This is a genomic window from Enterococcus sp. DIV0167 (genome assembly GCF_050541555.1).
In the GTDB taxonomy this organism is placed as follows: Bacteria; Bacillota; Bacilli; order Lactobacillales; family Enterococcaceae; genus Enterococcus; species Enterococcus faecalis.
In genome coordinates this window covers 552,672-579,191 of record NZ_CP172933.1, presented here as the reverse complement: position 1 = coordinate 579,191, position 26,520 = coordinate 552,672, and the positions used below count along the sequence as shown (strand labels likewise).

General features: G+C 37.4%; 24 protein-coding genes and 3 other annotated features (1 of these 27 cut by a window edge). Of the genes, 9 read left to right on the top strand and 15 right to left on the bottom strand.

Annotated features, from left to right (window positions below):
- Positions 1 to 60: 60 nt before the first annotated feature.
- Together IGM09_RS02820 and udk are read right to left on the bottom strand one after the other, a co-directional pair.
- On the bottom strand, positions 61 to 402 hold the full coding sequence (locus IGM09_RS02820; RefSeq protein WP_002355703.1) for a type II toxin-antitoxin system PemK/MazF family toxin: 342 nt from the start codon (positions 400 to 402) through the stop codon (positions 61 to 63).
- 168 nt (positions 403 to 570) lie between these two features.
- A complete protein-coding gene (gene udk / locus IGM09_RS02815; protein WP_002355702.1) occupies positions 571 to 1,200 on the bottom strand; it encodes a uridine kinase in 630 nt (209 codons plus the stop codon).
- Between the two features lie 174 nt (positions 1,201 to 1,374).
- On the opposite strand from udk, the gene IGM09_RS02810 reads away from it, so the two are divergent.
- Positions 1,375 to 1,830 carry a GNAT family N-acetyltransferase gene (locus IGM09_RS02810; protein WP_002386989.1) on the top strand — a complete coding sequence of 152 codons (456 nt, stop codon included), beginning with the start codon at positions 1,375 to 1,377 and terminating at the stop codon, positions 1,828 to 1,830.
- Positions 1,831 to 2,006: 176 nt separating this feature from the next.
- Here the strand turns inward: IGM09_RS02810 and IGM09_RS02805 are convergent, their stop codons facing one another.
- Positions 2,007 to 2,687, bottom strand: coding sequence for a YjjG family noncanonical pyrimidine nucleotidase (locus IGM09_RS02805; protein ID WP_002355700.1), 681 nt, complete (start codon positions 2,685 to 2,687; stop codon positions 2,007 to 2,009).
- Positions 2,684 to 3,466: a pseudouridine synthase gene (locus tag IGM09_RS02800; RefSeq protein WP_002361308.1), complete on the bottom strand. Its 783-nt coding sequence runs from the start codon at positions 3,464 to 3,466 to the stop codon at positions 2,684 to 2,686. Before IGM09_RS02800 ends, IGM09_RS02805 begins: the two co-directional genes overlap by 4 nt.
- A 330-nt stretch (positions 3,467 to 3,796) precedes the next feature.
- Here IGM09_RS02800 and IGM09_RS02795 point away from each other — a divergent pair, with 330 nt between their 5' ends.
- The gene (locus IGM09_RS02795; RefSeq protein WP_002358773.1) at positions 3,797 to 4,405 is read left to right on the top strand and encodes a 50S ribosomal protein L25/general stress protein Ctc; all 609 of its coding nucleotides are present in this window, start codon (positions 3,797 to 3,799) and stop codon (positions 4,403 to 4,405) included.
- A gap of 251 nt (positions 4,406 to 4,656) precedes the next feature.
- A complete protein-coding gene (locus tag IGM09_RS02790; RefSeq protein ID WP_002355697.1) occupies positions 4,657 to 4,980 on the top strand; it encodes a DUF960 domain-containing protein in 324 nt (107 codons plus the stop codon).
- 68 nt (positions 4,981 to 5,048) lie between these two features.
- Here IGM09_RS02790 and IGM09_RS02785 read toward each other — a convergent pair whose 3' ends face one another.
- The 4 genes from IGM09_RS02785 to IGM09_RS02770 form a co-directional block, all read right to left on the bottom strand.
- Positions 5,049 to 8,063: a polysaccharide lyase 8 family protein gene (locus IGM09_RS02785; protein WP_033624850.1), complete on the bottom strand. Its 3,015-nt coding sequence runs from the start codon at positions 8,061 to 8,063 to the stop codon at positions 5,049 to 5,051.
- Between the two features lie 114 nt (positions 8,064 to 8,177).
- Entirely contained in the window at positions 8,178 to 8,978 is an 801-nt protein-coding gene (locus tag IGM09_RS02780) for a PTS system mannose/fructose/sorbose family transporter subunit IID (RefSeq protein WP_002383066.1), read from the bottom strand.
- A complete protein-coding gene (locus tag IGM09_RS02775; RefSeq protein ID WP_002358771.1) occupies positions 8,971 to 9,762 on the bottom strand; it encodes a PTS mannose/fructose/sorbose/N-acetylgalactosamine transporter subunit IIC in 792 nt (263 codons plus the stop codon). The genes IGM09_RS02780 and IGM09_RS02775 overlap by 8 nt, the downstream gene beginning before the upstream one ends.
- Before the next feature lie 48 nt (positions 9,763 to 9,810).
- Positions 9,811 to 10,704 carry a PTS mannose/fructose/sorbose transporter subunit IIAB gene (locus tag IGM09_RS02770; RefSeq protein ID WP_002407978.1) on the bottom strand — a complete coding sequence of 298 codons (894 nt, stop codon included), beginning with the start codon at positions 10,702 to 10,704 and terminating at the stop codon, positions 9,811 to 9,813.
- Between the two features lie 260 nt (positions 10,705 to 10,964).
- Between IGM09_RS02770 and IGM09_RS02765 the strand changes: the two genes are divergently transcribed.
- Entirely contained in the window at positions 10,965 to 11,672 is a 708-nt protein-coding gene (locus tag IGM09_RS02765; RefSeq protein ID WP_002366233.1) for a GntR family transcriptional regulator, read from the top strand.
- A 24-nt stretch (positions 11,673 to 11,696) separates the two neighbouring features.
- On the opposite strand, the gene IGM09_RS02760 is transcribed toward IGM09_RS02765, so the two are convergent.
- The 6 genes from IGM09_RS02760 to IGM09_RS02735 form a co-directional block, all read right to left on the bottom strand.
- A complete protein-coding gene (locus tag IGM09_RS02760; RefSeq protein WP_113826098.1) occupies positions 11,697 to 13,475 on the bottom strand; it encodes a glycoside hydrolase family 35 protein in 1,779 nt (592 codons plus the stop codon).
- A 12-nt stretch (positions 13,476 to 13,487) separates the two neighbouring features.
- Positions 13,488 to 14,651, bottom strand: a complete 1,164-nt coding sequence (locus IGM09_RS02755; protein ID WP_010707802.1) for a glycoside hydrolase family 88 protein — start codon at positions 14,649 to 14,651, stop codon at positions 13,488 to 13,490.
- 271 nt (positions 14,652 to 14,922) lie between these two features.
- Positions 14,923 to 15,750 carry a hypothetical protein gene (locus IGM09_RS02750; RefSeq protein ID WP_033624847.1) on the bottom strand — a complete coding sequence of 276 codons (828 nt, stop codon included), beginning with the start codon at positions 15,748 to 15,750 and terminating at the stop codon, positions 14,923 to 14,925.
- Positions 15,751 to 15,753: 3 nt separating this feature from the next.
- Entirely contained in the window at positions 15,754 to 17,493 is a 1,740-nt protein-coding gene (locus IGM09_RS02745) for a DUF2264 domain-containing protein (RefSeq protein ID WP_050588841.1), read from the bottom strand.
- Positions 17,494 to 17,870: 377 nt separating this feature from the next.
- The gene (locus IGM09_RS02740) at positions 17,871 to 18,119 is read right to left on the bottom strand and encodes a GlsB/YeaQ/YmgE family stress response membrane protein (protein ID WP_002355684.1); all 249 of its coding nucleotides are present in this window, start codon (positions 18,117 to 18,119) and stop codon (positions 17,871 to 17,873) included.
- Between the two features lie 106 nt (positions 18,120 to 18,225).
- Positions 18,226 to 19,857, bottom strand: coding sequence for a peptide ABC transporter substrate-binding protein (locus IGM09_RS02735; protein WP_010707804.1), 1,632 nt, complete (start codon positions 19,855 to 19,857; stop codon positions 18,226 to 18,228).
- Between the two features lie 147 nt (positions 19,858 to 20,004).
- Positions 20,005 to 20,237 (top strand) — a binding site (T-box leader).
- 154 nt (positions 20,238 to 20,391) lie between these two features.
- Positions 20,392 to 20,634 (top strand) — a binding site (T-box leader).
- Between the two features lie 53 nt (positions 20,635 to 20,687).
- On the opposite strand from IGM09_RS02735, the gene IGM09_RS02730 reads away from it, so the two are divergent.
- The 5 genes from IGM09_RS02730 to IGM09_RS02710 all read left to right on the top strand — a co-directional run bounded on the left by IGM09_RS02730 (position 20,688) and on the right by IGM09_RS02710 (position 23,764).
- The gene (locus tag IGM09_RS02730) at positions 20,688 to 21,332 is read left to right on the top strand and encodes an amino acid ABC transporter permease (RefSeq protein WP_002383057.1); all 645 of its coding nucleotides are present in this window, start codon (positions 20,688 to 20,690) and stop codon (positions 21,330 to 21,332) included.
- A gap of 12 nt (positions 21,333 to 21,344) precedes the next feature.
- Positions 21,345 to 21,980 (top strand): amino acid ABC transporter ATP-binding protein, encoded by a 636-nt coding sequence (locus tag IGM09_RS02725; RefSeq protein WP_002358764.1) that lies wholly within the window; start codon positions 21,345 to 21,347, stop codon positions 21,978 to 21,980.
- Between the two features lie 10 nt (positions 21,981 to 21,990).
- Positions 21,991 to 22,824: an amino acid ABC transporter substrate-binding protein gene (locus IGM09_RS02720; protein WP_161797705.1), complete on the top strand. Its 834-nt coding sequence runs from the start codon at positions 21,991 to 21,993 to the stop codon at positions 22,822 to 22,824.
- A 175-nt stretch (positions 22,825 to 22,999) separates the two neighbouring features.
- A complete protein-coding gene (locus tag IGM09_RS02715) occupies positions 23,000 to 23,443 on the top strand; it encodes a hypothetical protein (RefSeq protein ID WP_033596830.1) in 444 nt (147 codons plus the stop codon).
- A 96-nt stretch (positions 23,444 to 23,539) separates the two neighbouring features.
- On the top strand, positions 23,540 to 23,764 hold the full coding sequence (locus tag IGM09_RS02710) for a DUF3955 domain-containing protein (RefSeq protein ID WP_002383054.1): 225 nt from the start codon (positions 23,540 to 23,542) through the stop codon (positions 23,762 to 23,764).
- A gap of 54 nt (positions 23,765 to 23,818) precedes the next feature.
- Here the strand turns inward: IGM09_RS02710 and leuS are convergent, their stop codons facing one another.
- Entirely contained in the window at positions 23,819 to 26,233 is a 2,415-nt protein-coding gene (gene leuS / locus IGM09_RS02705) for a leucine--tRNA ligase (protein ID WP_025193340.1), read from the bottom strand.
- 120 nt (positions 26,234 to 26,353) lie between these two features.
- Positions 26,354 to 26,520, bottom strand: a binding site (T-box leader); it runs 66 nt beyond the window's last position.

Below are 26,520 nucleotides of genomic sequence, written 5' to 3'. Positions count from 1 at the left end.
GAAACCATTTCAACAAAAAAAAAGAAACCGTTTCCCCAAAACGATTTCTTTATATGTAAATTAACGGATACCAACGCTAACTTTTAAAGCTTGATTGACCTGTTCCATCTCTTCACGAGAAAGTTGACAAACCTTGTGTAGCATTCGTTCTTTATCCAATGTTCGAATTTGTTCTAACAAAATAAGTGATGGCGTCCTGCACTCGTTATGGGGAATTTCGATGAGGACTTGCGTTGGTTGCAGCCGCTTGCTTACGTTACGGGTAATCGGTGCAACAATCAACGTTGGACTAAATAAGTTGCCTTTGTTATTTTGAATAATCAGGACAGGTCGAATCCCACCTTGTTCAGAACCAACAACTGGTGAGAGATTCGCATAAAAAACCTCACCTCTTTTTATCATTCAGATTCCCTTCCCTCCTTTTCCTTTAAAAAATTATAGCATATTGTTTCTTGCAATATTTTCAACTTTTTAGCTATCCCTTAAAATATTTGATAAAACCACCCTTTAAAAGTCAAAAAAAGCTTAAACAGTCGACTCTGATATAGAGACGGCTATTTAAGCTAACTATTACATTTTTGTTAAAATACTATCCACTTTTGTATTAATTAAATCAATAGCAACGTGGTTTTCGCCACCTTCTGGCACAATGATATCTGCATAACGTTTCGTAGGTTCAATAAATTGGTGATACATGGGCTTGACGACTGTCAAATATTGTTCAATCACAGAATCCAAAGTACGGCCACGTTCTTCCATATCACGCTTGATTCGACGAATAATGCGGATGTCATCATCTGTATCCACATACACTTTAATATCCATTAAATCCCTTAAGCGGCGATCTTCTAAAATTAAAATCCCTTCAAGAATAATTACTTCTTTCGGTTCTTGGATCACCGTTTCTGTACTTCTTGTATGCGCAACGTAGTCATAAACTGGCTTTTCAATGGCTTGATAGTTTAACAGTTGTTCAACATGTTGAATCAATAAATCTGTATCAAACGCAAAAGGATGATCATAATTGGTATTTAAACGTTCTTCAAAACTCAAATGGCTCTGATCTTTATAATAAGAATCCTGTTCTAACATCATAATTGAATGATCGGGAAAATTATTAAAAATCGCACGGCTAACACTGGTTTTTCCGCTTCCTGATCCGCCAGTAACACCAATGATAATTGGCTGACTATCTTTCATGTATAAACCTCTTTCTTTTCAAAAACTTCATTGTCTTTTACTATTATAATGAAAACTCTGAAGAATGCCAGACCTTTTCCAAGACTTTTCATGTGATTTTTATCTTCTTATGAAAAATCTGCCCACACTTCTTTCAATTACAGTATACTTATCAATAAAAGGAGAATCCTACCTATGATTAAAAAAGTCAAAAAAGAAGCACTTACAACGGCGCATTACGCTCTTCTTTATGAGGCAGATCCCTCAAAAAAAATGGTGGCAGATTACATTACCCGCGGCATTTGCTTTGACTATCAGACTGAAGAACTTCAAGGAATTTTAGTCCTGTTGCCGACTCACCCACGGACATTGGAAATCGTAAACATCGCTGTCTCAGAAGAAAGCCGAGGGCGGGGCATCGGGCAAGAATTATTACATTTTGCCATTGATTTTGCCAAAAAAGAAAAGTATGATTCCTTGGAGATTGGGACTGGGAGCACAGGCTTTCAACAGCTATATCTCTACCAAAAAGTCGGTTTTCGAATGACACATATTGAACCAGATTTTTTTATCCATCATTATGATGAGCCTATTATAGAAAACGGCTTGCCTTTAAAGGATATGGTTCGCTTACGGTTACATTTAAGTTAAAAAGAGGTCGGGACAGAACCGTTTAGCTCCGAGAAATAAGAAGAAATTTCCGAAAATTGCTCTTTAATTTTTGGAGAATTTCGGCTTATTTCCGAAGGAGTTGGTTCTGTTCCCGCCGTTTATCAGTTTTTGAGCGTGGAGCAAAAATCCAAAGTGATTTTTGTCCCACGCTCTTTTTAATGCCCAAGAATTGGTAACAACTCATCTAGCTGTTGAATCGTATAATTGGGTTGAATGGTTGGTGTTGCTGGAGCGGAGGTCGGATTGAGCCAAACAGTTTGAATTTTCGCTTGTTGGCCTCCTTGAATATCTGAATGCAAAGAATCGCCAATAATCATTGTTTTTTCTCGACTAAAATTAGGAATCCGTTCAAAAACAAAATCAAAATACTCTTTCATTGGTTTTTGATAACCCACTTCTTCTGAAACAAAAATATCTTTAAAATAAGGCATTAATTTCGAATCTTCCAACCGACGATACTGTGTTTTTGCCACTCCATTTGTCACAATATATAAATCATAATGGGGTGCTAATTTTTCCAAGATACGTTGACTATTGCCAAGCAAGTCATGTCCTTGACTTAAATATTCTCGGTAGTTTTCTCCCATTTTAACGCTATCAACTTCTCGATTAAACGCGTCAAATAATAAACCAAACCGTGTATCAAGGAGAACATCTTTTGTTATTTTTCCTTCTTCAAATGAACGCCATAATCCTTGATTAATTCGGTGGTATGTTGACTCGACTTCAGATGTAAATGGTACATTTTCTTCTTCAAATAAGGCATGGAGCGCCTTCTTTTCAGCCAATTTAAAATCTAACAATGTATCATCAACATCAAAAAGCAATGTTTTCATTTCCGTTCCTCTTCTCTTTTCAAATTACTCGGTAACGCTTTGCTTGTTTGTTGTTTTTCAATAAAAAAATAAGGCAATAGCAATTGTAACTCTTCTCTTGTTAATGAACGATAAGCACCTAAAGGTAATTGCGGATCTAGCCGCAACGGCCCCATAGTTTGGCGTTTTAAAGCAGTCACTTTTTTCCCCACAGATAAAAACATTTTTTTCACTTGGTGAAATTTTCCTTCTTGAATAGTCAGGAAAACATGACTCTCCGTTTCAGTCGCTGCAAGAACAGTTATTTTTGCTGGCTTACATTGAATGCCTCCTTGCAAAACAATCCCATCTTTAAATTTAGCACAATCTTCTGCAGAGACCAAACCATTGACTTTCACTTCATAACATTTCGCTACTTCTTTATTTGGCCGAATTAATTGATACCCTAATTGTCCATTATCTGTTAATAGAAGTAACCCTTCCGTATCGCCATCGAGTCTGCCCACTGGATAAAGACCAGGGCGTCTGTCTTGCGGCGCAATCAAATCAATGACTGTTTTCTTAGATGCATCTGAGACAGCGCTAACCACACCTTTTGGCTTATTCAACATGTAGTACACATGGGTCTTATGCGAAATTAATTGTCCTTTTACTTTAATCATTTGTAATTGCGCATCGACATTTTGGCTTTCATTTAAAGTCACGATGCCATCCACAGTGACCTGCTTGCCTTTAATTAATCGTTTCACCGTTTTGCGTGATCCAAACTGAAGTTCTTCTAGTAATTTATCTAATCGCATTGTTCCGCTCCATTCTGGTATTAGTATAGTGGAATCCGTTAAAGATGAAAAGTGGAAAAAGGTAATTCCTTGACGTATAAAAATATAAGTGTTACGGTTAATAAGTAAAGTAAATAAAGGTTTCTCAAAAACAGCGTAATGACCTGGGAGAGAACAACGATAACAATGAACCATTCCCATGAGTGTTGCCTGGCAATATTTGTGGGGATTTTTTGATTATTGTTAGCATTTTTCTAGACAAGAACAACTGAAAAAAGAGTTTCTTTTTTCCATTATGTTTTGTTTCTGAGTTTAACCAAATCACTCATTATTTCAAGGAGGAATTAGGTTATGTCAGTACAATTAGAAGTTAAAGAAAGAGCTATCCGTCCACGTTCACTAAGAAATCAGCTACGTCACGAAGGGAAAGTACCTGCCATTGTTTACGGTTACCAAATTGAAAGTACACCAATCTATTTTGAAGAAAAAGACTTATCAAAAATTTTACGCGAACATGGTGCTAACACCGTTATTAAAATGACAGTTGATGGCAAAAACATCAACACATTAATGTCGAAAGCACAATTAGATACCTTTACTGGTCAAATGCTTCATGTTGAATTCTTATCTGTAAATATGAAAGAAACAACAGAAGTCGAAGCAGAAGTTCAATTAATTGGTGAATCTGCAGGTGTGAAAGCTGGGGGTACCTTAGCTCAAAACTTGTACACTGTTTTAGTGGCAGCCACACCAGATAAATTGCCAGAATCAATTGAAGTAGATATTACAAACTTAGAAATTGGTGATGCTCTTACAATCGCTGATTTACCTGAACACAAAGACTATGAAATTTTAACTGATCCAGAAGAACAACTAGTTGCTATTGTTGAAGCACAAACTGCTCCTGAAGAAGAAGAAGGAACAGCTGCTGAAACGACTGAACCAGAATTAGCCGAATAAAGAGTACACTTTTGTTCAGCTGATTCTCTTAAGTTTTAGAAATGGGATGTACGTTGAAACAACGTACGTCCCATTTTCTTTTTACTGCATGTCTTGATTTCTTCACATAAATGATGACACCTGCAAAGCTAGGAAGCTACAGAGGAATATTAAATTTTTGCTAATCTACGCAATATTTTCAAACGAAACAATTTCTTTTTTTTAAATTTGCAGTATACTAAAAGTAAGTAAACAAAAAGGAGGTCATCCATATGTTTGAACGTTTTGATAGTGACCGTAGCCGCTATGCTTCATTAGGTGTTGTTTCCAGCTTACCTAGTGGCTTAATTGATAGTATTTGGTTGATTATTGACTTAAATCTAAAAGGGGTTATCCCTTTAAACGACTTACTTCACTTTGATTTGTTGAACAATAATGGCAAAGTGACTGTCCATTTTTCTCAAGAAAATAGTTCAGTAGAAATGGCCATCGACTTACCATTTAGTTATTCTACGGCATATCCGTCGCGAATTTTTGCTTTTGATGATGGCCATCGTGAAACGATTTTATTACCTGCAGAAATGTTAGAATCTTAAATAATTTCAACAAAGTAGCCTCAAATTCCGATTAAACTGGAATTTGAGGCTACTTTAATTTCTTTTAGTTATTCTACAATAATTTGTTTACTACTTCCTGCAGCATTTTCAAAATTAATAGTAAAGGTTTCTGTTGCATCATCATAAGTGATTCCGTCACTTTGACTAATTACTGTGCTGTAATCTTTTGGTATTTTTAAAGTCAGTGTCTTAGTTGTTTGTGTGGGATCAGAGAAAGTATACGTTTTTTGGTGTTGTTGTGTCTTTCTCATTAAAGAAATAGCTTTATTTGAGGTAATCCCTGCTATTGTACCGCCAGTTTCTGACCAAATGTTAACCCCAAGATAGCCTTCTTCTTCTTGCTTAACTGCTTGAATTTCTTCTGTATTTGAGAGAACTTCTACTGTTTTTTTGGCAGCATATGTTTTTAAATCAGTTTCATCGATTCCTGGTAAAACTACATAAGCATAATGCTCGTTCGTTGGGTGTTGACCATGTTGAATCGTAAATGTTCGATAATCACCTACATATTCTTTATCACTTGGAAATGCTTCATTAATTGCTTTATAGGTTCCTTTTCTAGTTTCACTTTTAACATTTACCGTTGTTTCTTCTGGAAAATAATAACCCATATTAGCATTGGAATGATCCGACTTTAGTAATAACCATTGTTTTTTACTCGTTTCATTTTTCTCATGAATCTCCCCAATATTTGATAGCACTTGATACTGATAGGCATCATTTAACAAACGATTATCAACAACTGTCTCAATCGAAGCTTCTGTATCCCCTTTAATTCCTGCGCCTAATGCGATAATTTGCCCATTTAATACAAACCAAGATTTTTTAGCTTGTAGGTTCATAGGTAAAAGTTTCCCATTATTTTTGGTCCCGTCTTTATTAAGAGCCATCCCTACTACTGCCTGATTTTCTGACGTTACTCCACCAACCCATTGCTCTTTCGATGTGATTGTTGTAAATGCTGAAACTTCATCTGCCAAAGAAATGGTATCTACAGTTGTTCCTGGTAGTCGATAGGGATCTACAGTTGGCCAATAGCTGGAATTAAATTGAACCTCGTCATCATTATATACGTACATCATTCCGTCACCAGTGTGCCAGCCACGTTTATTTTCTTTATTCCCTGCTTCAAAAGATGCAGTGCGCTTTGAATACAAGCCTAGCCCAAACATATAACTAGGTGTGCGTTGGACAAATCGATCCATCGAAGCATAAAGTTTCGTGCCTGTAAAAGGAAGTTGCCCTCCCGTAATTTCTGGATTAGTTAAAAGTTGCATAGTCATCTGTAAATCATTAAAATCACGAGCATTTGTCAAATAATAATCTGGGTTCTCCTTCATCCAATATTTAACGGCTTCTTGAAATTTCTTTTGATAATTATTAGGAGCAAATTTAGCCACAATTAATAAATTATACATGGTAGTTGAGCCATAGCCTGTTTTTCCAACTGCTGGGGCTCTTGAGATGGAACGGCCATTCACAGTTGGTAGCATTTCACCTTTATAAATCAAAGGAAGAAAGGCACGATCAACATTTTCAACAAATTCTGTCACAAGAGTTGCATCCATTTGAAAAGATGAATCTGCTGTAATGGCCAAAATTTGTCCAACCCCTTTCACCAAAACATTGCCATACGAACCTGTATAAGGAATGTTATTGTGCTGGATAAAAGAACCATCTTGGTAAAAACCATCACCTTTTGTGACTAATTTAAATACATCGACGATACTACTGGATGCTTGGTTAATTTTCCCGCTATCCTTTTGTAAAATTCCTAACCCCAAAACAGTTAAAGCTAAGTCCGTGCGGTTCGCTCCTGATGTCACAAAATTTGGGATAAAAGCTAAATCCACAAACGTTCCTTGTGGTTTTGTATACAACTGTTTAAACGGATCTGGGACATAACTGCTCAGCGCATTTGTATAGATTTGTTGCTTTTCTGGAGAAACTTTATCCTCTAAAATCATTAGAATATTAAGAAACTTCTGTGGCACACCAATTTGCCAGTCCCACCAATTTCCGTGGTACTTTTTCCCATCATACCCTTTTTGCGTTACCATAAAATCTAAGCCATCAATAATGGTTGCTGCCAATTTGTCATCTTGGTAAAGCGTACTCCCCTTCGTTCCATAGGCTAACGCTAATTTTTGCAATTTGGTAAATTGAGTCGTTAAATCAGCCGATGGCGTATTGCCAGGCTCTAGTGGCCATAAATAGCTGCGGTTCGGCTCTTTATTCATCGTTTGATCGAGTTCTGTTGCTTCATTGGAGATTTTTTGGACGTAGTCTACAAGCGCTTGGTTAGTTGAATCATATTCTTTTGAAACAAGCTGATTTCGCCATTTTTCTTTTAATTCTCGGTATTCTGCAGATGAATCGATAACAGGAATGCTACCAACGGAGCCACTTTTCATAGAAATGATATTCAGCTTTGATAGATTACCAAATAGTCTAATTCCTATAGCGCCCGTCCAGTCATCATTAATGGACGTACCATCAGGATAATGAACCTCTTCATTTTCATAAAATAATTGATCATTCAGGAATGTTTGAATTTTTTTCCCGTCATAGCGAACCAGCAGTTTATATTGTTGGCCACTTAGTAATGTTGGTCCCGGAATATTAGTTAGCCATTTACCGCCTGGTTGTCCTAATTGCCAGCGGCCGTCACGATTATAAGCAAAAGATTGCCATTGACTCGTCTTTTGTTTATCTCCGCGAAAAACCAATCCGAAGTTACTTTGTCCTTCATATAAAAAGGTTAGTTCAAGATCTCCTGAAGATTGTTCGCGTGCATCAAGATTGATAGAGACAGATTCTAGGTTTGTCCCTTGCTTCGTGTTTGCGATCCATAAACCAGCAGAATCATTCTTTTTTTCTGCTGTTCCCACCAAATCTTGCCAATGCCCAACTTGATTGGGGAAATCTGAAATGTAAGAGGGTTGCTCAATCGTTTGGCTCGCTTCGTTTTCTTCTGCAAAAGTAAGGGTGGTTCCCATAAATCCACTCGTCAAAGCAGTAAACAGTCCGACCAGCATTACCCATATTTTCCTGTTTTTCATTCTTTCTCCTCCTAAAAAATTATCGTAAAACGCTTACATCCGAATTAGAGAAAAAGAGTGAAGAAAAATACTTTCTACACTCTCCGACTCTCTGAAAATCACTTAATATACTTTTTACGCCAAAATACCAAAGGCACTCAAAACAATCGATAAAATTAAAATAATCCAAATCACTCGTGTGGAATTTAATTTCTTTTGACCTAACATCCAATAAGTTAAAAGAACAAGTAAGATTGGAACTAAGGAAGGCAAAATCGCATCTAACGTATCTTGAATAACTAATTCGACCCCGTTCTTTTTATAAACAAAAGGAACTGTCGCCTTGATAACTGAAGGAATTAAGGCACCAATCACAGTCACACCAAGAACAGTTGCTGCATTCGTAAAGGCAGATAACTTGTCTTTTAAGGTCGTCACTAGTTTGACCCCTTGCTTATAACCAAGTGGTAAGAGCGCGGCCCGACCAAACAATAGTGCAATATTTGCAATAATCCAAATAACACAGCCCACCACCGAACCATTTTGAGCCAGTGTCCCTGCAACAGAGCCGAAAATCGTCCCCCAAATAACGTGGAATAAAGAGTCACCCACGCCTGCCAAAGAACCCATCAGAGCTGTTTTTAGCGCAATAATTGTTTCTTTCGCTTTATAGCCATCTTGCTCTTCAATCGCAACATCAATCCCCATAATTAAATTCCCAAAAATAGCATTGGTGTTAAAAAATTGATTGTGTGTGCGCATCATATCTTGAAATTGTGCTTCATCATGACCATAGAATTTTTTTAAAACAGGTAAGATGCCGTATAAATATCCTGAACTCATCATACGTTCATAGTTCCAGTTTAATTGGCTTCCTAAAATATAACGCCAGCTAATTGCATTTAATTCTTTTTTTGTCAGTTTATGCTTACTCATCGCCGTCATATCCTCCTTCAAAATCACCATTTCCTGTTGTTGCTTGTGTCGTGCTTTTTGCCCCATCACGTTTAAATACAAGCATCGCTGCTACCATCCCAACTATCGAAACACCTAACATTGGAACTTTTAAATAAGCCGCTAAGAAAAAGCCTAATAGTAAATAGGGGATATATTGCTTCGTTGGCAAGTAACGTAATAAAATCCCTACACCGACAACAGGTAATACTCCTCCAGCTGTTTTTAAGCCCGTCATTAGCCATTCTGGCATGTTATCGGTAATCGTTGTTACTACAGCATCCCCCGCTAATAACATTAATAAAATCGGAATGGCACGAGACAGTCCCCATAGAACAGAACCAGATAAAACTAAACGTGGAATCCGTTTTACTTGCATCTTATCAATCGCTTTATCGACACTATGAAGTAAAAAGACATTACAAAAACGGGCCACTACATCTAGTTGCAACATCAACAGAGAAACAGGAACAGCTAAACCAATGCCATACTCCGCTCCTTTTCCAGAGATTACAGCGAAAGCGGTTCCTAAAACAGCCCCTGTGAAATAATCAGGTACCGATGCTCCACCAAAAGCAGCAATTCCTAAACGCATTAATTGAAGAGTGCCGCCAACCATTAAACCAGTTTTTAAATCTCCCATAATCATTCCAGAAATCATTCCAGCAATAGCTGGTTGCGTCAACGTATTTGAAATAAGTGAGTCATTAATAGCAATAAACGCATAAATAGTAATTAAAATAATTTGATACGCTGCTAAATGCATTGAAATTTCCTCCTAAATTTAAAAATATTCTTTCTTAGTCTGACTGTTTTAGCCGCGTAATTTTTTCATAAAATCAACGACTGGATCGTTTGGAACTAATTGGGCTGTCACAGTGACGCCTTTTGAAGCGATTGTTTCAAAAATTTGTTCTTCTTCTGGTAAAACTTGAATACTTTTTGTTACTTCGCGTGCTCCTTCTTTGTAACTCATATTCCCAACATTTACAGTTTTGATAGGTCCTTGCGCTTCGATAAAGCGGAGCACATCTTTCGGATTTTTAAATAATAAAAATAAACGCTGTTTACCATATTTTCCTGATTGAATATTTTTAGCGGCAGCCTCTACTCCAAGAACAGATAAACGCATCGAAGAAGGCGCTGCCATTCTCAAAGATGATTTTTGTAAAGGATCTGTAGCCGCCTCATCATTGGCTACAATTATTCGCTGTGTACTAAGACTTGTCGACCAAATTCCCGCTACTTGTCCATGAATTAACCGTTCATCAATCCGTGTGTTTACAATATTTTCTTTTCCAACATATTGACTATAGTTACTTAATTCTTTTTCTTTGCTGGCTTCTGAAATCTCTTGTTCTGCTTGATTCATTCCAGCCTTTACATCAACAATATTTTCTTGTGCTAAACAAACTAATTCTTTAATCGAAGCCTGTTGATTAACCACTGCTTCAATCACAACAGAGAGCGTCATCCCTGCAATAATTTCCACTCCGTCAACGTTCAAATAATTCTTTGTTGCCACGTTACATGGCGTTCCTCCTAGTAAATCAGCAATAATCAGTGTCGTACCGTTAAGGGCTTTCATTTTTTCATTTAGCTCTTTCTCAAATTGAAGATTGTCACTATCTGGTCGTAATGAGACTGTATGCACGTGTTCTTGCCGACCAACAATCATTTCTAAGCTAACTTTGACGCCTTCAGCCATGCTACCATGACTAATTAGTACAATGTTTTCCACGAGTTTCCCTCCCTAGATGTAGGTGACCCTACTTAACATGTTATGTTCTCTACGAACTTACTATAACACATACTAAGTTATCCGTAAACCTAATATCTTAATATATTGAATTTATTTTTTTGAATTCTTTAAATAAAAATTGTCTTTCCTCTTTTTCAAAGTGTTTGCTAAAGGCTAGTTAACATGTTATGCTTAATTCATTCGATTACTAGAATGGAGGCAATCGCATGTTACCTAAATATGAACAAATTAAACAAGACCTTTTACGTGAAATAAAAAATCATACCTTTATTCCTGGTGATAAATTTTATTCTGAAGCCGATATTAAACGAAAATATGCTGTTAGTTCTATCACAGCTGTCAAAGCACTGAATGAGCTAACCAGTGCAGGTTACTTGTATCGTATCCAAGGAAAAGGGACCTTTGTTTCGAAATCAAAAGTTTCTCAAAATGTAAAATTTTCTGATATCGAGTTGCATTCTTTAGACTCTGAAAAAGTTAAAGTCCTTTCAATTGAAGAAGAAAATCAAGCCGAAATTTTAAAGGAATTAGGCTTACCAGCTAACGCTTCTTATTATAGAATCAAGCGTGTACGCTATTCTGAAGATACACCCTTTCTCGTACATATCACACATCTTCCCAAAAAGCTTGTTAAAGAGCCGCTCTCAAAGGACCTCACAGCTTATGCAAGTGTGTATGAACGAGTCCGTAAAGATTTTTCAGTAGACCTCTTCTCGTTGGCTTCTGTAGAAACAAATGAAATTGTCTTTCCCGAAGATGCTGAGTTATTGAATTTACTTCAATTAAGTTTTCGTGAACCCGCTGTTAAACAAGTTAAACATTCCTATCTCGCAGATGGTAGTGTTGCTGAATATATTATTAGTTATAAACATTGGAAATATTTCAAAACCAAAATAGAAGTAGAAGCCGAATAAATTTCAGCTTCTACTTCTATTATTTTAGTCTATGATTACTTGATTCGTAAATTTCAAGTACTCAATGTTAATTCCTTCTGTTTCAAAAATTACTACTTCATTTTGTCCTTGCTGTAAAAATTCTTTGGGACAATACAGCGAATGAATGGGTCCTATTTCCCAATAACGACCTAGATGATGGCCATTGACCACAACGAATCCTTTGCCGTAGCCTCGACAGTCAATATACGTGTCTGCTAGCTGTTCTAATTCAAATGTTACTTGATAAAACGAAGGCTGCAATGGATTTTTTCCAGCTGTGTAATCAATCTTGGCTAATTGCTCTTGTGAAAAAGTTAAGGGATAGTGTTGATAGCCTTGGTGAAAATGAATGTCTTGCATCACTCCACCTCGAATTCCTTTACTTTGTGTGGGATTATTTAATTTAAAGCCATAATTAACGCGACCTAAGTTTTCCACTAAGATATCTAACGCAAGTGTGTCTTTTTCAGTTTGTCCTGAAACGAGTAGCTCTTCTCCCACTGTCTCTTGATATTGGGTAGCAGCTAAATCTTCATCTACATAAATGTGTAAACGATCACTGGCCTCGACCACTTTTAGTTTATTTTCATGATGATAATTTTTTAAATCAAACGAATAAAGCAAGTAGCCATAGCCTGAGCCAGCTTCTTCCATACTTAATGGATACGCGGTGGTCTTCGGTGTCATCATTTGATCTTTTACTGCGAATAAGGATACGCTAGCAGTTACTGGAAAGCTTCCTAAATTCCCCAGTTTTTTCGTGCGTGGTTGTGCTTGCCAAACTTCTGGACATACTTCTTTAATTGCTTTTTGAACGGCATAATATTTTTCTGTTGGTTCTCCTGCTTCTGTTAATAAAGCATCATAATCATAGCTAGTGACTTGAGGTAAATCTTTTGCACCTCGCGCCGAACACCCATTATAAAAGCCGAAATTTGTTCCTCCATGAAACATATAGAGATTTAAAGAACCCACTGCCAGCATATCTTTTACTTCCTTCGCCAAGTCGGTACCTTCTCGCTGAATCACTGGTTCACCCCAACGATTGAACCACCCATCCCAGTATTCCATGCACATCAACGGCCATTTTTTACCATGACGAGTCATAAATTTTTTCAAAACGGCAGCATTTTCTTTCGAATGACTACCAAAATTTCCTGTCACAAAAACATCCTCTTCAATTAACGTCCCCGCATCCAAAACCGCTTCCCAAGCGCCATCAGATGTAAAAAGAGGAACCTCAATCCCCAGTTCTTCCATTATCTGCTTGGTTTGTCGCAAGTACGCTTTCTCCATGCCATAGGACCCATATTCATTTTCAACCTGCATCATGATCACTGGTCCACCTTGTGTTATCTGCAGTGGTGCTAGTTTAGGCAATAATACTTGAAAATAGTTACGAACTTTAGTCATAAAAATAGGATCTGTCGAACGTAATCGCACGCCTTTTTCTTTCAAAAGCCATGCGGGTAAGCCACCAAACTCCCATTCTGCACAAATATAAGCCGAAGGACGCAGAATAACTAGTAAATTCAGTTTTTCTGCCAAGCGGACAAATGCTTCAATGTTTTTCATTCCTTCAAAATCGTATACGCCTTCTTCTGGTTCATGAATATTCCAAGGAATGTAGGTTTCTACTGTATTAGCTCCTAAAGCTTTCAGATTATAGAGGCTATCTTCCCATTGGCTAGGTGTCATTCGAAAGTAATGAATCGCCCCGCTAATAATTTTTATTGGTTGTCCATTTAATAAAAAGTCTTCTTTAATCTCAAACGTTTGCATCTTTTTTCCCCTTTACCAGTATCTTTGCCATGATGGTTTTGCTAAACGCATTAAGGCTTCCATGTAAAAATAATCGCCCCATAAATTGGGTTCATCAATCCCTTTTCCTTCTGCATGTGCGTAAACACCATGGAGTAGCAGTCCTTCATTTTCGGAATCATTTTGCGTACGATAATATTCTCCTAATTGATAAATCATTCCTTTGGCAAGCTCTTTCGCTTGAGGAAAAGCCTGTAGTTTGTCTGCTTCCAATAAACCACATGCCGCAATTGCCAGCGCCGAGCTATCTTTGTCAGATGGCATTTGGTCATTAAAATCAAAATCCCAATAGGGAATTAAATCTGCTGGCAAATGAGCTAGAAAAACCTCCACTATTTGTGGATAAATTTCTGGAAATGGTTGGGAATGGAGAAATGTTTCGTTTAGGGGAATCCCTAAAATTGCCCAACTTTGGCCTCGTGCCCAAATGGAAGTATCACTATGTCCTTGATGCGTAGCTCCATGTTTTGGTTTGCCTGTTTCTGGATCAAAATAATAGGTATGATAAGTTGTCGCATCGGATTTAATCACCGTTTTCATTAACGTATGATAGTGACGTGAGGCAATTTCCTCATAAAACCTATTTCCAGATAATTTAGTTGCTTCAAATAAAAGCGGTAAATTCATTAATGAGTCGATAATTAATCGATATTCTTTGGGATCACCATAATGGCCCCACGCTTGGATGAAGGAGCCATTTTCTTGGAATCGTGCTGACAATACTTCAGCGGCAGCTATCACTTCTTGTTTACAGCGCTCATCACCGGTAATTTTATACCCAGCACCCGCCGATAGACTATATAAAAAACCAATGTCATGGTGGTCCAAAACAAAATGCTCTTCTAATCGTTGTTGAAAGCTGTCAATATTTTCCATTGCCAGTAAACGAAATTTTTCTTGGTGAGACCACTCATATGCCAGCCAAAGCATGCCTGTCCAAAAGCCATTGGTCCAATCATCGTTAGCTTTGAGACGATATCGACCATTCGTAGCACAAGCTGAAGGAAACTGTGTTCCGAAACGCTGCATATTTTTAGCAATTTTTGAAACGCATTCATTTAATTGCGTTTGAATCCATTCATCTGTGACATTTTCTCCTAGAGAGATCAGTCTTTGTTTATTTTCTTGACTACACATCTCCATCACTCCTTAACTTGTTAACATATTAACTTATTGTATTATAACGTAAAAGAAAATAAAAAGCGACCTTTCTTGATTATTTCTCTTAAAAACAAGAGCGTGGGACAAAAATCACTTTGGATTTTTGCTCCACGCTCAAAAACTGATAAACGGCGGGAACAGAACCAACTCCTTCGGAAATAAGCCGAAATTCTCCAAAAATCAAAGATCAATTTTCGGAAATTTCTTCTTATTTCTCGGAGCTAAACGGTTCTGTCCCGACCTCTTGTTATTTATTCCGACCGAATACTTCAATTTGGGTCAACGCTGGAAACGGAGAAGAGTCCAGCGCTTTTCGTAAGCATTTTAATGTCAAAGTTTGTGTTGTTTTCATTGGGAACTTTATTTCTTGAAAACAGGCGGTATTCGTTGTGGCAACTACTCGTTCCTCTCCATCTGAAAAGGCTAAAGTGACTTCCTCCCAATAGCTATCATGTGGGTAATCCGCCCGAAATAACAAGCGGATCCAGTCCGTTTCTACAGGCCTGCCAAAGTCAATCGTTAACTGTGCCTCCTTTTGTTGGTTAATTCCCCAAGAAGCAAATGGATACGAGCCATGAGAAAGGTTACCAAACTTAGAATCAATAGCATTTTTCGCAAAGAAAACAGCATCGTCTCTCGTTTCAACGTTTGCATACGCATGAGGATAGGCTCCTGAATATTCTTTTTGGTCATGTGTATTCATAGAAAGATTTTGATAATTGTCTTTTTCAAACGTGTGCGCTTGTCGAACCATTATTTGGTGCCTTGCTGAATGAAAGGCCGTCTCAACAAAAGCTTTTCGAGCAGATTCTTCTAATGGAATTTGATATTCCCAAACTTTTTCTTTCAAATAAATCAATGAAGGAGCCAAAGTTTCATCTAATTGAACCATCAAATAAGGGGTAGCCCCTGTATAAGTCACTACAATTTTATCGCCAACTTGATAAAGGTACTGTTTAATTGCTAATACCGCTAACGTGTCTCCCTCCGCCATGAATGGCGCTTCTGGCTTCTCGTGATCGATTCGGCCAGTAATAATCTGATTGTCTTTATTTTTCAATTCGATTTTTATCATTTTTTATTCCTCCCTTGTCACACCACCTACCAAACAAATCAGGCGATGCGTTCCTATTGGTAGCTCTTTTTGCAAATAAGGTAAACTTGTTCTTGGGAAAAACAACGATGTATTGGGTTCAGGTTGAAGAATACCTGCGTGGTCATACCCTTCAATTGCAACTATTTGCGAACACAATTCTCCTGAATCGACTCTAGCCCACTCTTTACCAAGTTCTTTTTCTGAAAATTTTCCAAGTAACGGTAGACTGAATCCTCCTTCGCGCACTTTTAATGGAACCGATGTCACTATTTCATGTACTCTAACATGCCATTCTCCAAAAGGATAAATGGTTGTTTCAATTTCTACTTCTTGAAAAGGTAGCCATTTATAATAAACTTGCTCCTCTGTTAAATAAAAATCATGAATTTTCCCTTTAACACGAAAATATTCACCATCACGAGAAACAGCCAATACGTTATCAAAAGCTCCCTCCTCATAACACGCGCCAGCTTTGGGAACGCTAAAACCAAAGCGGCTAGAATAGACAAATTTACTATATTTAGCCGCAGCATGTGCTTGATTTTCAAGCCATAGTCCTGCAGGATAGCCGAGGACATGCGTTTTCATTTTAGGATGGATTAATAACATGTTTCCCTTTTCTATCAAACGCTTTTCTTCTCGTTTTATAGCCAGCGGTTCAGCACGCCAAAACGGATGGTCTTGATCCACTGCGAGCAACAAAAATGTTTTAAAAGCCCAATACGGAGAGCCTGGTGCGTTATAACCTTCTGCCATTACTAAATTTTCGTAATGATAGCCAATGGACAACCGACCATCATAAGTGAAAATAGTCTGTTGCATCCAACAGTGTAAATGTTTTGCTAACAGCGTTTTTATTTGTCCCCAAGGTAACGCCTCTACTTCTGCAAATATCAAAGCTGCGAAAAACGCTCCTTGAGCAAACCGATACGTTTGACTACGTCCGTAAGGTAACGCTTCGCCCTCCTCATCAAAATAGTACAGATAGTCCTGAGCAAACATAACGGCTCGTTCTGTAAAACGTTTCGCACGAATAGGATCTCTTTCTCGCATAAATTTGACACAAATCAAACTATAATAATGAAAAGCAAACGAAATATAATAATCTCTTTGCGTAGTTTTACCATCCATATACCAACCATCACCTAAATACATGCGTTCAATCAACGCCAATTCTTCCTCTAGTTCCGCTTGGTTAATCACTTGTCCACATCCCTCGAGTGCCAAACGAATGAGCACTTTGAAAAACGTCCAATTATTTTTAGGAATTTTACACCCAAGTGCTTTATTTAACCAAACCATGATATTTTCTTGCTGTTTCTCAGAAAAACAGGACCAAAAATATGTCTTATGAAGCAATAAAGTTAAAGATAATGCTGCTGCTTCCACAATATATTGATCATAATCAACAATATCGCCCCAATAATCTGGGGATGACGGATCAGTTCCTGCGATTAATTTTTCCACATAAGCATCTCTTAAAACATCATCTTTACAAGCAACCCAATACGGTCCAATTCCCCATAATGGTCGAATGAGCGCTTCCATTTCAGCATGTTGCTGATCATAGACAGCACCACTGGACCCAAAATTTACACCAGGTTTTTCTGATGTTAAAATAGCCGTTTTTAAAGGTGTCATGATTGTTTCAAAAGCTTCCAAATATGCTTCTCTGGTCAAAAAAAGATTACTTTTTAACGATTCCATGCTTTTCGCCTCCATTAGTTTAATTCAAAGAATAACAAGGGCACTTATTTTTTTCAACTATCGTTTAATGAATAAAACGGCATATTATGAGAGCAGCATTTCACCTTCCCCAAACTTAACATATTAATTTTTTCTTTATTTTTGTTGAGCCTTGAGCTATTCACTTTATCCAACAAAACTTCCTTTATCAAAAATGAATAATAAATGAAAAATAAGCAGTCTAACGCAGGAAATTCTCATAATAAATATTTTAAAAAAAAGAGTCTATGACAAAAATCCAAAGAGATTTTTGTCATAGACTTAAAATATGAGAGAAAAGACATCAAAAGTAATGGTCTGATTAACCTTCACAAGTTTTATGATGCTTTTCAAGATATCATTTTGATACAATTTTACGCCTTGCGGTTTACAATAAAAGAGTAAATAGCGATACAGATAATCGCTCCTAGCAACGCTGAGATAATTGGAAAACCGCCGATGACTGGTCCTAAAGAAGGCAACAAGAGTGATGCTACCCAACTTCCTAAAAAGCCCACGATAATATTTCCAATAATGCCACCTGGCACGTCTTTTCCTAAAATTGCGCCAGCAATTGCGCCAATAATTCCTCCGACAATTAATGCCCATAGAAAGCTAAACATTTGAAAAACCTACCTTTCATAGTTGATTTTTTTAGTTAATTTTCCTACTTTAAGGATAAAACAGAAAGCAGACTTTTTCAAAAGATAGGACTTTTCAGAAGTCAATTTATTCTTCTACATAAGCTAAACGATAGGATACTGTGCGACCAAAAGAAAATACTTGCAAGCCTTGTAATCGATCTGATTTCAAGTAACCAATGGCTCCTTGGAATAATGGTAAAACACCGGCATCTTTTTCAATTAATGTTTTTTCTAAACTTAGTAATTCATTCCAGCGTTTTTCAGGTTCATTAGCGTAATCTTTTCTAACTTTTTGGAGACCCGCATCATACGCCGAATCGTTATAACCAGAAGTATTCAAGCCACTTTTCGAGTCATAAAATTCTAAAAAATTAATGGGATCAGCATAGTCAGGTGTCCATGTTCCAAAGGCTAAATCGTAATTACCTGCTGTTTGTAAATCCAAACGATTTTGCAAAGGCAATGATTTTAATTTGATTGTTAAACCTGGTAAATTTTGTTGCAATTGCCCTTGAACAAATTCAATGGTTTTCTTGGCAATCGCTGAGTCCGCTGAGATTAGTTCCAATTCAATTTTATCTTTGCCCAACTCTTCTTTCGCTTTGGTCCAGTTAGCTTGGGCTTCTTTAATATTATATGGCAACAAATCACCATTTTCTTTGCGGAAATCTTCACCTGTGTCTGGATTTTTTGCAAAATTAGCTGGTACAAAACCATTTAAAGCTGTCGAGCCATCTCCTAAAATTTCTTTTGCAAAAGTTTCTTTGTCAATCGCTTGTAAAAAAGCTTTTCGAACATGTTCGTTGCCGGTAATTTCACGGCGATGATTTGGGCTTAAATAACCCACCATGGCTTTAGGAACAAAATGCGCTTGTTTTGACTCTTTATACTGAAGTGCATAAGTATCTGCTAAAACAGTGTAATCTAAATCGCCATTATCAAAAAGATTGGCTCCTGTGCCAATTTCTTTCACTACTTGAACATCAATTTCATTCAATTTTACGTGTTCTTTATCCCAATAATGATCATTCTTCTTCAATTTCCAAGTTTCGGAATTGCCATCCCAGCCTGAAATTACAAACGGTCCATTGCCAACAAAATTATCTGCAGAAGTCCCATAGGCAGTACCTTTTTCTTTGGCAAAGGCTTCATTTTTAGGCATAAAAGGTGTTCCAACTAAGACTTGGGCTAAATAAGGAATTGGATTTTCTAATGTTAGTTCTAGTGTCTGGTCATCGATTGCTTTGACACCAAATTCTTCCATCGTGGCTTGTCCTTCCCGCACCGCACGCCCATTTTTAAAAATATCCATTTGATTACTGCTACTTGAACCATACGCTGGATCGACCACGTTTCTAAACGCAACTACAAAATCCCCTGCTTTAACTGGATCCCCGTTTGTCCATTTTGCTTCTCGTAACTTGAATGTATAGACTAACCCGTCTTCACTAACTTGTGGCTCTGCTTTCGCCATAGCTAGCTCAGGATCTCCGTTTTTATCTTGTCGATACAAGCCTTCAACTACTTGACCAATCATATCGGAACTATAGACATCTGTATAATGAGCGCTGTCTAATGTCGAGAGTTCACCACCAGATGCGACGTTAATTTTCTGTGTAATTGGTTCGTTCGAGGTTGTTTTCGAACCGCCACTTCCACATGCTGCTAAAACCAAGCCCAGTGCAACAAGTCCGATTAACCACTTTTTCTGTTTCATACCAAAACTCCTCCTTCTGTTCAAACAACTTACCTACATTTTACATGATTTTCCATACATTTGTCCTTTTTCAGCACTTACTTTTTGAAAGAAAAATATTTTTTTAAGAATAAGAGTTGACAGATATTTTTTCTGGTGGTACAGTATTGAAAAACAGAGAACAGAAGAGTAACTGTTTCCTTTAGTGAAGAGAGTCTTTGGTTGGTGGAAAAAGACGTAAAGAAACAGCGAACCACATCTGGGAGTTGACTTTTTGAACCCTTAGTAGGAAAGTCCGGGACCACTCGTTAACAGGCGAAGTTATGAACTTCATAAGGTTCGTGTTGCGAAACACGAATAAACTAAGGTGGAACCACGATAATTGATTATTCGTCCTTTGGCTATTCAGCCAAAGGACTTTTTTGTTTTTTAGATGCGCTTTTCAACCTGAGAGAGTGCCTCAACTGCTCAAGTCTGTTGTCCTCTTTTCCATATCCTTAATGGGATAAGCTAGAAAAGCAACAGGTTTTCTGTTCCGTTCGAACAATTTCATACTTACAATCAAGGCTTAGGACATAGTAATTTAGCTCTTCCTTTACAGAGACTTTTTCATTGGCTGAAAGAAAAAGATGGATTCTTCTTTACTCACACCTAAAAGATGTTTTTCTGAATCCTTTAGTAAGAAAAACCGGTGACTCTATCGTTAACAGAGAGTAGTTGTCAACGCAACTACATAAGGCTTATCTTGTGAAAGATAAGTAAATTGAGGTGGCACCACGAATGCGATTCGTCCTCTTGGCTCACAGCCAAGAGGCTTTTTTGTTTTTTAATAAAAATTGTTGGAGGAAAAAATGATGGATTATATTTTAGAAATTTTACCTGCTTTAGTTAGCGGAGCTGGCATGACACTGAAAGTCTTTTTCTTTACGCTCCTTGGCTCGATTCCACTGGGGATTATCATTGCCTTTATTTTACAAAGTTCGTTTAAACCTTTACGTTACTTAATTAACCTCTACATTTGGTTAATGCGCGGCACTCCGCTATTGTTACAATTAATTTTTGTTTTTTACGGCTTACCATTAATTGGTATTGTCTTTGAACGTTACGATGCGGCCTTATTCGCATTTATTTTAAATTATGCTGCGTACTTTGCTGAAATTTTCCGCGGGGGGATTCAAGCAATTCCCCAAGGTCAATATGAAGCTGCTAAGGTTTTACGTTTAACACGTTTTCAAACAGTCACGCGGATTATTTTGCCACAAGTTGTTAAAATCGTGCTGCCTTCCGTAGGAAATGAAATTATCAATTTGGTCAAGGATACTTCTCTTATTTATGTTCTTGGCTTAGGCGATCTTTTACGTGCTGGTAAAATTGCGATGAGCCGCGATGTTACATTAGTGCCATTAGCTTTAGTGGGAGTGATTTATTTACTCTTTACGGCAATTTTGACTGTTGCTTCTAAGAAAATTGAAAAATTCTATCAATATTATAAATAGGAGGACTCTACCATGTTAACTATTAAAAATTTAACCAAACATTTTGATAACCGGACCATCATTGATCACTTAAATTTAGAAATTCCAGATGGTAAAATTTTAACGATTGTTGGTCCTTCAGGCGGCGGAAAAACCACTTTACTTCGTTGTTTGGCTGGTTTAGAAACCATTGATTCTGGTGAGCTTTTGTTGGATGGTGTTCCTTTCAATCCTGCTGAAATGGACAATGCCGATCAAGTGGTTGGGGTCGTTTTCCAGGACTTCCAACTTTTCCCTCACTTATCAGTTTTAGAAAACATTACCTTAGCACCTACATTAGTACTAAAAGAAGAAAAAGCAAAAAGTCAGCAAGAAGCTTTAGAATTACTGGAAAAATTGGGCTTGGCTGGTAAAGAAAAACTCTATCCATATCAACTTTCCGGTGGACAAAAACAACGAGTTGCACTTGCTCGTGCCTTAGCAATGAAGCCAAAAGTTCTTGGGTACGATGAACCAACGAGCGCGCTAGATCCAGCTTTACGCCAACAAGTGGAAGAAGTTATTTTAGATTTACGGAAACAAGGCATGACACAGATTGTCGTGACCCACGATATGGCTTTCGCTGAAAAAATTGCAGACAATCTTTTGACGGTTGCCCCCGTCCAATAGAAAGGAGTTTATGATGAAAAAGAAATATTCTTTAGCCTTGCTGGTTATCTGTTGTAGTTTACTCCTATTTGCAGGTTGTGGTAAAAGAAAAAGCAACGAAGATCAATGGACACGGATTAACGAAGAAAAACGGATTATTATTGGCTTAGATGACTCCTTTGTGCCCATGGGTTTTCAAGATAAATCAGGCAAAATTGTCGGCTTTGATGTCGACTTAGCCAAAGCGGTTTTTAAACTTTATGGCATTTCCGTTGACTTCCAACCGATTGATTGGTCTATGAAAGAAACAGAATTACAAAATCAAACCATTGATCTTATTTGGAATGGCTACACTAAAACGAGCGAACGGGCCGAAAAAGTTCAATTCACACAACCTTACATGACGAACGACCAAGTACTTGTTTCTTTAAAAGAAAAAAACATTGCAACAGCGAGCGACATGCAAGGCAAAATTTTAGGGGTTCAAAATGGCTCTTCTGGCTATGATGGCTTCGAAAGTCAGCCTGACGTTTTGAAAAAATTTGTTAAAGACCAAACGCCTATTTTATATGACGGGTTTAATGAAGCTTTCTTAGATTTAAAATCTGGCCGAATTGATGGGCTCCTAATTGATCGCGTCTACGCCAACTACTATCTTTCCCACGAAGATAATTTAAAAAACTATACTATTTCTCATGTCGGCTATGACAATGAAGATTTTGCTGTGGGCGTCCGCAAATCAGACAATCAATTAGTCAAAAAAATCAATACTGCCTTTGAAACGTTACGAAAAGATGGCACCCTTAGTAAAATTTCTCAAAAATGGTTTGGAGAGGACGTTACAAATAACACAAAAATAAACTAAATAACGAATAAAAAGGTGTACTGCTGACTTAGTACACCTTTTTATTTGAATCAAATTCTTAGCAAATTCTAACTTATGAAGAACTTTTATTTTTGCTACACTAGTAAAAGTCGAGAGAATTTGTCCTTTTCTGCCTAGAACAATCATTACTCTCAATAAATGAAAGGAGAAAAAAATGCCTACTAATAAAAAAGAAGGAATGCTTTTTACTACGTTAATGTGCTTTCTGATGGTTTTCGGAATGAGCACCTATAATTTATTATTGCATGGAGAATTTTCATTGTACGCCTTATCAAAAGGTTTGCTTCCTGGATTTATCGTTGCTTTTATTTTAGACGTTTTCATCGTTGGTGTCTTAGCTAAGAAAATCGCTTTTTCTTTACCCTTTAATAAAGAAAAACGGCTATTACTTATTTTGACCATTTCGAGTTTCATGATTATCGGCATGGTGACTTGTATGTCTTTATTTGGCTTATTAATGGAAGGCCAGACGTTGTCACTAAGTGCGTATTTCCAAGCTTGGGGCCTGAACTTTATTGTTGCCCTTCCTTATCAATTGCTGATTGTCGGTCCCTTTTCACGTATGATCTTAACCAATTACCAACAACGACAAACTTAGAAAATAGATTTCTTATCTAAGTTTTAACAGTTGCCTAAAAAAAAGTTAACCTTTTTGATTTATCTTAGTGATAGTTCATTAAAGGAGGAACTGAAGTTGAAAAAATATCGTATTAGCTTATTTCTTGGCTTGATTAGTCTTTTATTATTTATGATCTCTATTTTAGTTGGATCAACATTATCTAGCGATGGACTTTTAAAAGAACCCGCCTTTTTCTGTACGCCGCTTGGTTACTTTTTTCTCTTCATCGCCTTGCTTTCGGTTATAACAATCACATGTAAAGAACATATGAATCAAAAAGGTAAAACAAAACAACCTTAAAAAGAGCCTGACGTTTTGATACGTCCGGCTCTTTTTTTAATAAAAACATATAACTTAATTTGCAACAATATTTACTAATTTATCTGGAACAGCAATCACTTTGCGCACTGTTTTTCCTTCAATAAATTCTTTAACAGCTTCATGGTTCATTGCAATTTGTTCTAATTCTTCTTTGCTTAACCCACGAGCGACATTTTGTTTGCCACGTAATTTTCCGTTCACTTGGAAAACTACTTCCACTTCATCTTCTACTAAGGCTGCTTCATCATAGGTTGGCCAAGGGACATAAGTTAAACTTTCCTCGTTACCTAAAATTTGCCATAGTTCTTCACCAATATGTGGCGCGATTGGCGCAAGTAATTGGACAAATCCTTCCACATATTCATAAGGTAAGGCATCCACTTTATTGGCTTCATTCACAAAAACCATTAATTGAGAAATCGCTGTATTAAAGTGCAAGTTTGCCATATCTTCTGTCACTTTTTTAACCGTTTGGTGATAAACTTTCGTTAAACGGCCATCATTAATTGTGGTAATTCGGTCACGCATTTTGCCTTCTTCATCAACAATCAGACGCCAAACGCGATCTAAGAATTTACGACTTCCTTCTAAGCCATTTTCATTCCAAGCAATGGAAGCATCTAATGGGCCCATGAACATTTCATAAAGACGTAACGTATCCGCACCATATTTAGCCACCACATCATCGGGATTTACAACATTGCCACGTGATTTAGACATTTTTTCGTTGTTTTCTCCTAAAATCATACCTTGGTTGTATAATTTTTGGAAAGGTTCTTTGGTAGGAACCACACCAATATCATATAAGAATTTATGCCAAAAACGAGCATAAAGTAAATGCAACACCGCATGTTCGGCACCACCAATATAGATATCAACTGGTAACCAACGTTTTAATTTTTCAAAATCAGCAATTTCATTTTTATTATGAGGATCAATGAATCGTAAGTAATACCAAGAGCTTCCAGCCCATTGTGGCATAGTATTCGTTTCACGTTTTCCCTTCATACCAGTTTCAGGGTCGACGACATTGACCCATTCATCAATGTTTGCTAATGGCGATTCCCCAGTTCCACTTGGGCGAATATCCGATGTTACTGGTAAACGTAGAGGTAACTCAGATTCAGGAACCGTTGTGGTTGTTCCATCTTCCCAATGGATCACAGGAATTGGTTCACCCCAGTAGCGTTGACGAGAGAATAACCAGTCACGTAAACGATAAGATACTTCTTTTTTCCCTACGTGATTTTCTTCTAGCCACTCATTCATTTTAGCGATGGCTTCTGCTTTGTTTAATCCATTTAAGAAATCAGAATTGATATGCGGTCCATCCCCTGTATAGGCTTCTGTTGTAATGTCGCCACCTGCGATTACTGGTAGGATATCAATGCCAAATGTTTTCGCAAATTCGTAATCCCGTTCATCATGCGCTGGGACCGCCATGATTGCGCCTGTGCCATAGCTTGCTAAAACATAATCGCCAATCCAAATTGGAATTTCTTGGCCATTGACCGGGTTTATAGCATACGCACCTGTGAAAATACCTGTTTTTTCTTTTGCTAAATCCGTTCTATTTAGATCAGATTTTTTTGAGGTTTCTTCAATATATGCTTCTACAGCTGCTGTTTGTTCAGGTGTCGTAATTTTTTTCACTAGTTCTAGTTCAGGAGCTAGAACAGTATAGGTTGCACCGAACAAGGTATCAGGACGGGTTGTAAACACCGTGAAACTTTCTTCTGTACCAGCGACTTTAAAGGTCACATTGGCTCCTTCAGAACGTCCAATCCAATTTCGTTGCATATCTTTAATACTTTCTGGCCAATCAACAAGCTCTAAATCTTCTAATAAGCGATCTGCATAAGCAGTAATTTTCAGCATCCATTGACGCATTGGTCGGCGAACCACGTCATAACCGCCACGTTCACTTTTTCCATCAATGACTTCTTCATTTGAAATAACAGTTCCTAGTTCAGGTACCCAGTTAACCGCAACTTCTGCTTCATAAGCTAACCCTTTTTCATATAATTTTGTAAATATCCATTGTGTCCATTTGTAATATTCAGGGTCAGTGGTATTAATTTCACGATTCCAATCATAGCTGAATCCTAGTGAATTAATTTGGCGACGGAATGTTTCGATATTTTTCTTAGTAAATTCAGCTGGGTCATTCCCTGTGTCTAACGCATATTGCTCTGCTGGCAAACCAAACGCATCCCAGCCCATTGGATGCAAAACATTATAGCCTTGCGCACGTTTCATACGTGAAAGAATATCGGTTGCTGTATAGCCTTCCGGGTGACCTACGTGTAAGCCTTGTCCAGATGGATAGGGAAACATATCTAGTGCATAAAATTTTTCTTTATTTGGGTCGTCCAATGTATTGAAACAATTGTTCTTAGCCCAATATTTTTGCCATTTTTTCTCAATCTCTTTGTGATTGTAGCTCATGTTATTCCTCCTAGTAATATAAAATTTTTCATTCTTAAAATTTGCCACCTGCAGCCATTGTCACTATTCTGACTTAAACTAGCCACTTAGTGATAAAAAAAAGTCCTATAGGAAAAATTCCTATAGGACGTGAACATACAAATGCAACGTGGTACCACCTAAATTCGTCAAAGAAACGGTCAGTCACCGTCACCTTAACCTCAAACGTCTTAACGATCGTCACCGACTTTTCCTACTTGGTTTGTTCAAAAAAGTAACTTAAAGGCGAGTTCAAAAGCTTCTGTACG

Coding starts and splice junctions, on each gene's coding strand:
- IGM09_RS02810 (WP_002386989.1), top strand. CDS start 1,375: ATGATTAAAAAAGTCAAAAAAGAAGCACTTACAACGGCGCATTACGCT.
- IGM09_RS02730 (WP_002383057.1), top strand. CDS start 20,688: ATGATGGATTATATTTTAGAAATTTTACCTGCTTTAGTTAGCGGAGCT.
- IGM09_RS02765 (WP_002366233.1), top strand. CDS start 10,965: ATGTTACCTAAATATGAACAAATTAAACAAGACCTTTTACGTGAAATA.
- IGM09_RS02775 (WP_002358771.1), bottom strand. CDS start 9,762: ATGCATTTAGCAGCGTATCAAATTATTTTAATTACTATTTATGCGTTT.
- IGM09_RS02715 (WP_033596830.1), top strand. CDS start 23,000: ATGCCTACTAATAAAAAAGAAGGAATGCTTTTTACTACGTTAATGTGC.
- IGM09_RS02760 (WP_113826098.1), bottom strand. CDS start 13,475: ATGCAAACGTTTGAGATTAAAGAAGACTTTTTATTAAATGGACAACCA.
- IGM09_RS02720 (WP_161797705.1), top strand. CDS start 21,991: ATGATGAAAAAGAAATATTCTTTAGCCTTGCTGGTTATCTGTTGTAGT.
- IGM09_RS02740 (WP_002355684.1), bottom strand. CDS start 18,119: ATGTTTAGCTTTCTATGGGCATTAATTGTCGGAGGAATTATTGGCGCA.
- IGM09_RS02790 (WP_002355697.1), top strand. CDS start 4,657: ATGTTTGAACGTTTTGATAGTGACCGTAGCCGCTATGCTTCATTAGGT.
- IGM09_RS02755 (WP_010707802.1), bottom strand. CDS start 14,651: ATGTGTAGTCAAGAAAATAAACAAAGACTGATCTCTCTAGGAGAAAAT.
- IGM09_RS02725 (WP_002358764.1), top strand. CDS start 21,345: ATGTTAACTATTAAAAATTTAACCAAACATTTTGATAACCGGACCATC.
- IGM09_RS02795 (WP_002358773.1), top strand. CDS start 3,797: ATGTCAGTACAATTAGAAGTTAAAGAAAGAGCTATCCGTCCACGTTCA.
- udk (WP_002355702.1), bottom strand. CDS start 1,200: ATGAAAGATAGTCAGCCAATTATCATTGGTGTTACTGGCGGATCAGGA.
- IGM09_RS02800 (WP_002361308.1), bottom strand. CDS start 3,466: ATGCGATTAGATAAATTACTAGAAGAACTTCAGTTTGGATCACGCAAA.
- IGM09_RS02750 (WP_033624847.1), bottom strand. CDS start 15,750: ATGATAAAAATCGAATTGAAAAATAAAGACAATCAGATTATTACTGGC.
- IGM09_RS02745 (WP_050588841.1), bottom strand. CDS start 17,493: ATGGAGGCGAAAAGCATGGAATCGTTAAAAAGTAATCTTTTTTTGACC.
- IGM09_RS02785 (WP_033624850.1), bottom strand. CDS start 8,063: ATGAAAAACAGGAAAATATGGGTAATGCTGGTCGGACTGTTTACTGCT.
- IGM09_RS02820 (WP_002355703.1), bottom strand. CDS start 402: ATGATAAAAAGAGGTGAGGTTTTTTATGCGAATCTCTCACCAGTTGTT.
- IGM09_RS02770 (WP_002407978.1), bottom strand. CDS start 10,704: ATGGCTGAAGGCGTCAAAGTTAGCTTAGAAATGATTGTTGGTCGGCAA.
- IGM09_RS02735 (WP_010707804.1), bottom strand. CDS start 19,857: ATGAAACAGAAAAAGTGGTTAATCGGACTTGTTGCACTGGGCTTGGTT.
- IGM09_RS02805 (WP_002355700.1), bottom strand. CDS start 2,687: ATGAAAACATTGCTTTTTGATGTTGATGATACATTGTTAGATTTTAAA.
- IGM09_RS02780 (WP_002383066.1), bottom strand. CDS start 8,978: ATGAGTAAGCATAAACTGACAAAAAAAGAATTAAATGCAATTAGCTGG.
- leuS (WP_025193340.1), bottom strand. CDS start 26,233: ATGAGCTACAATCACAAAGAGATTGAGAAAAAATGGCAAAAATATTGG.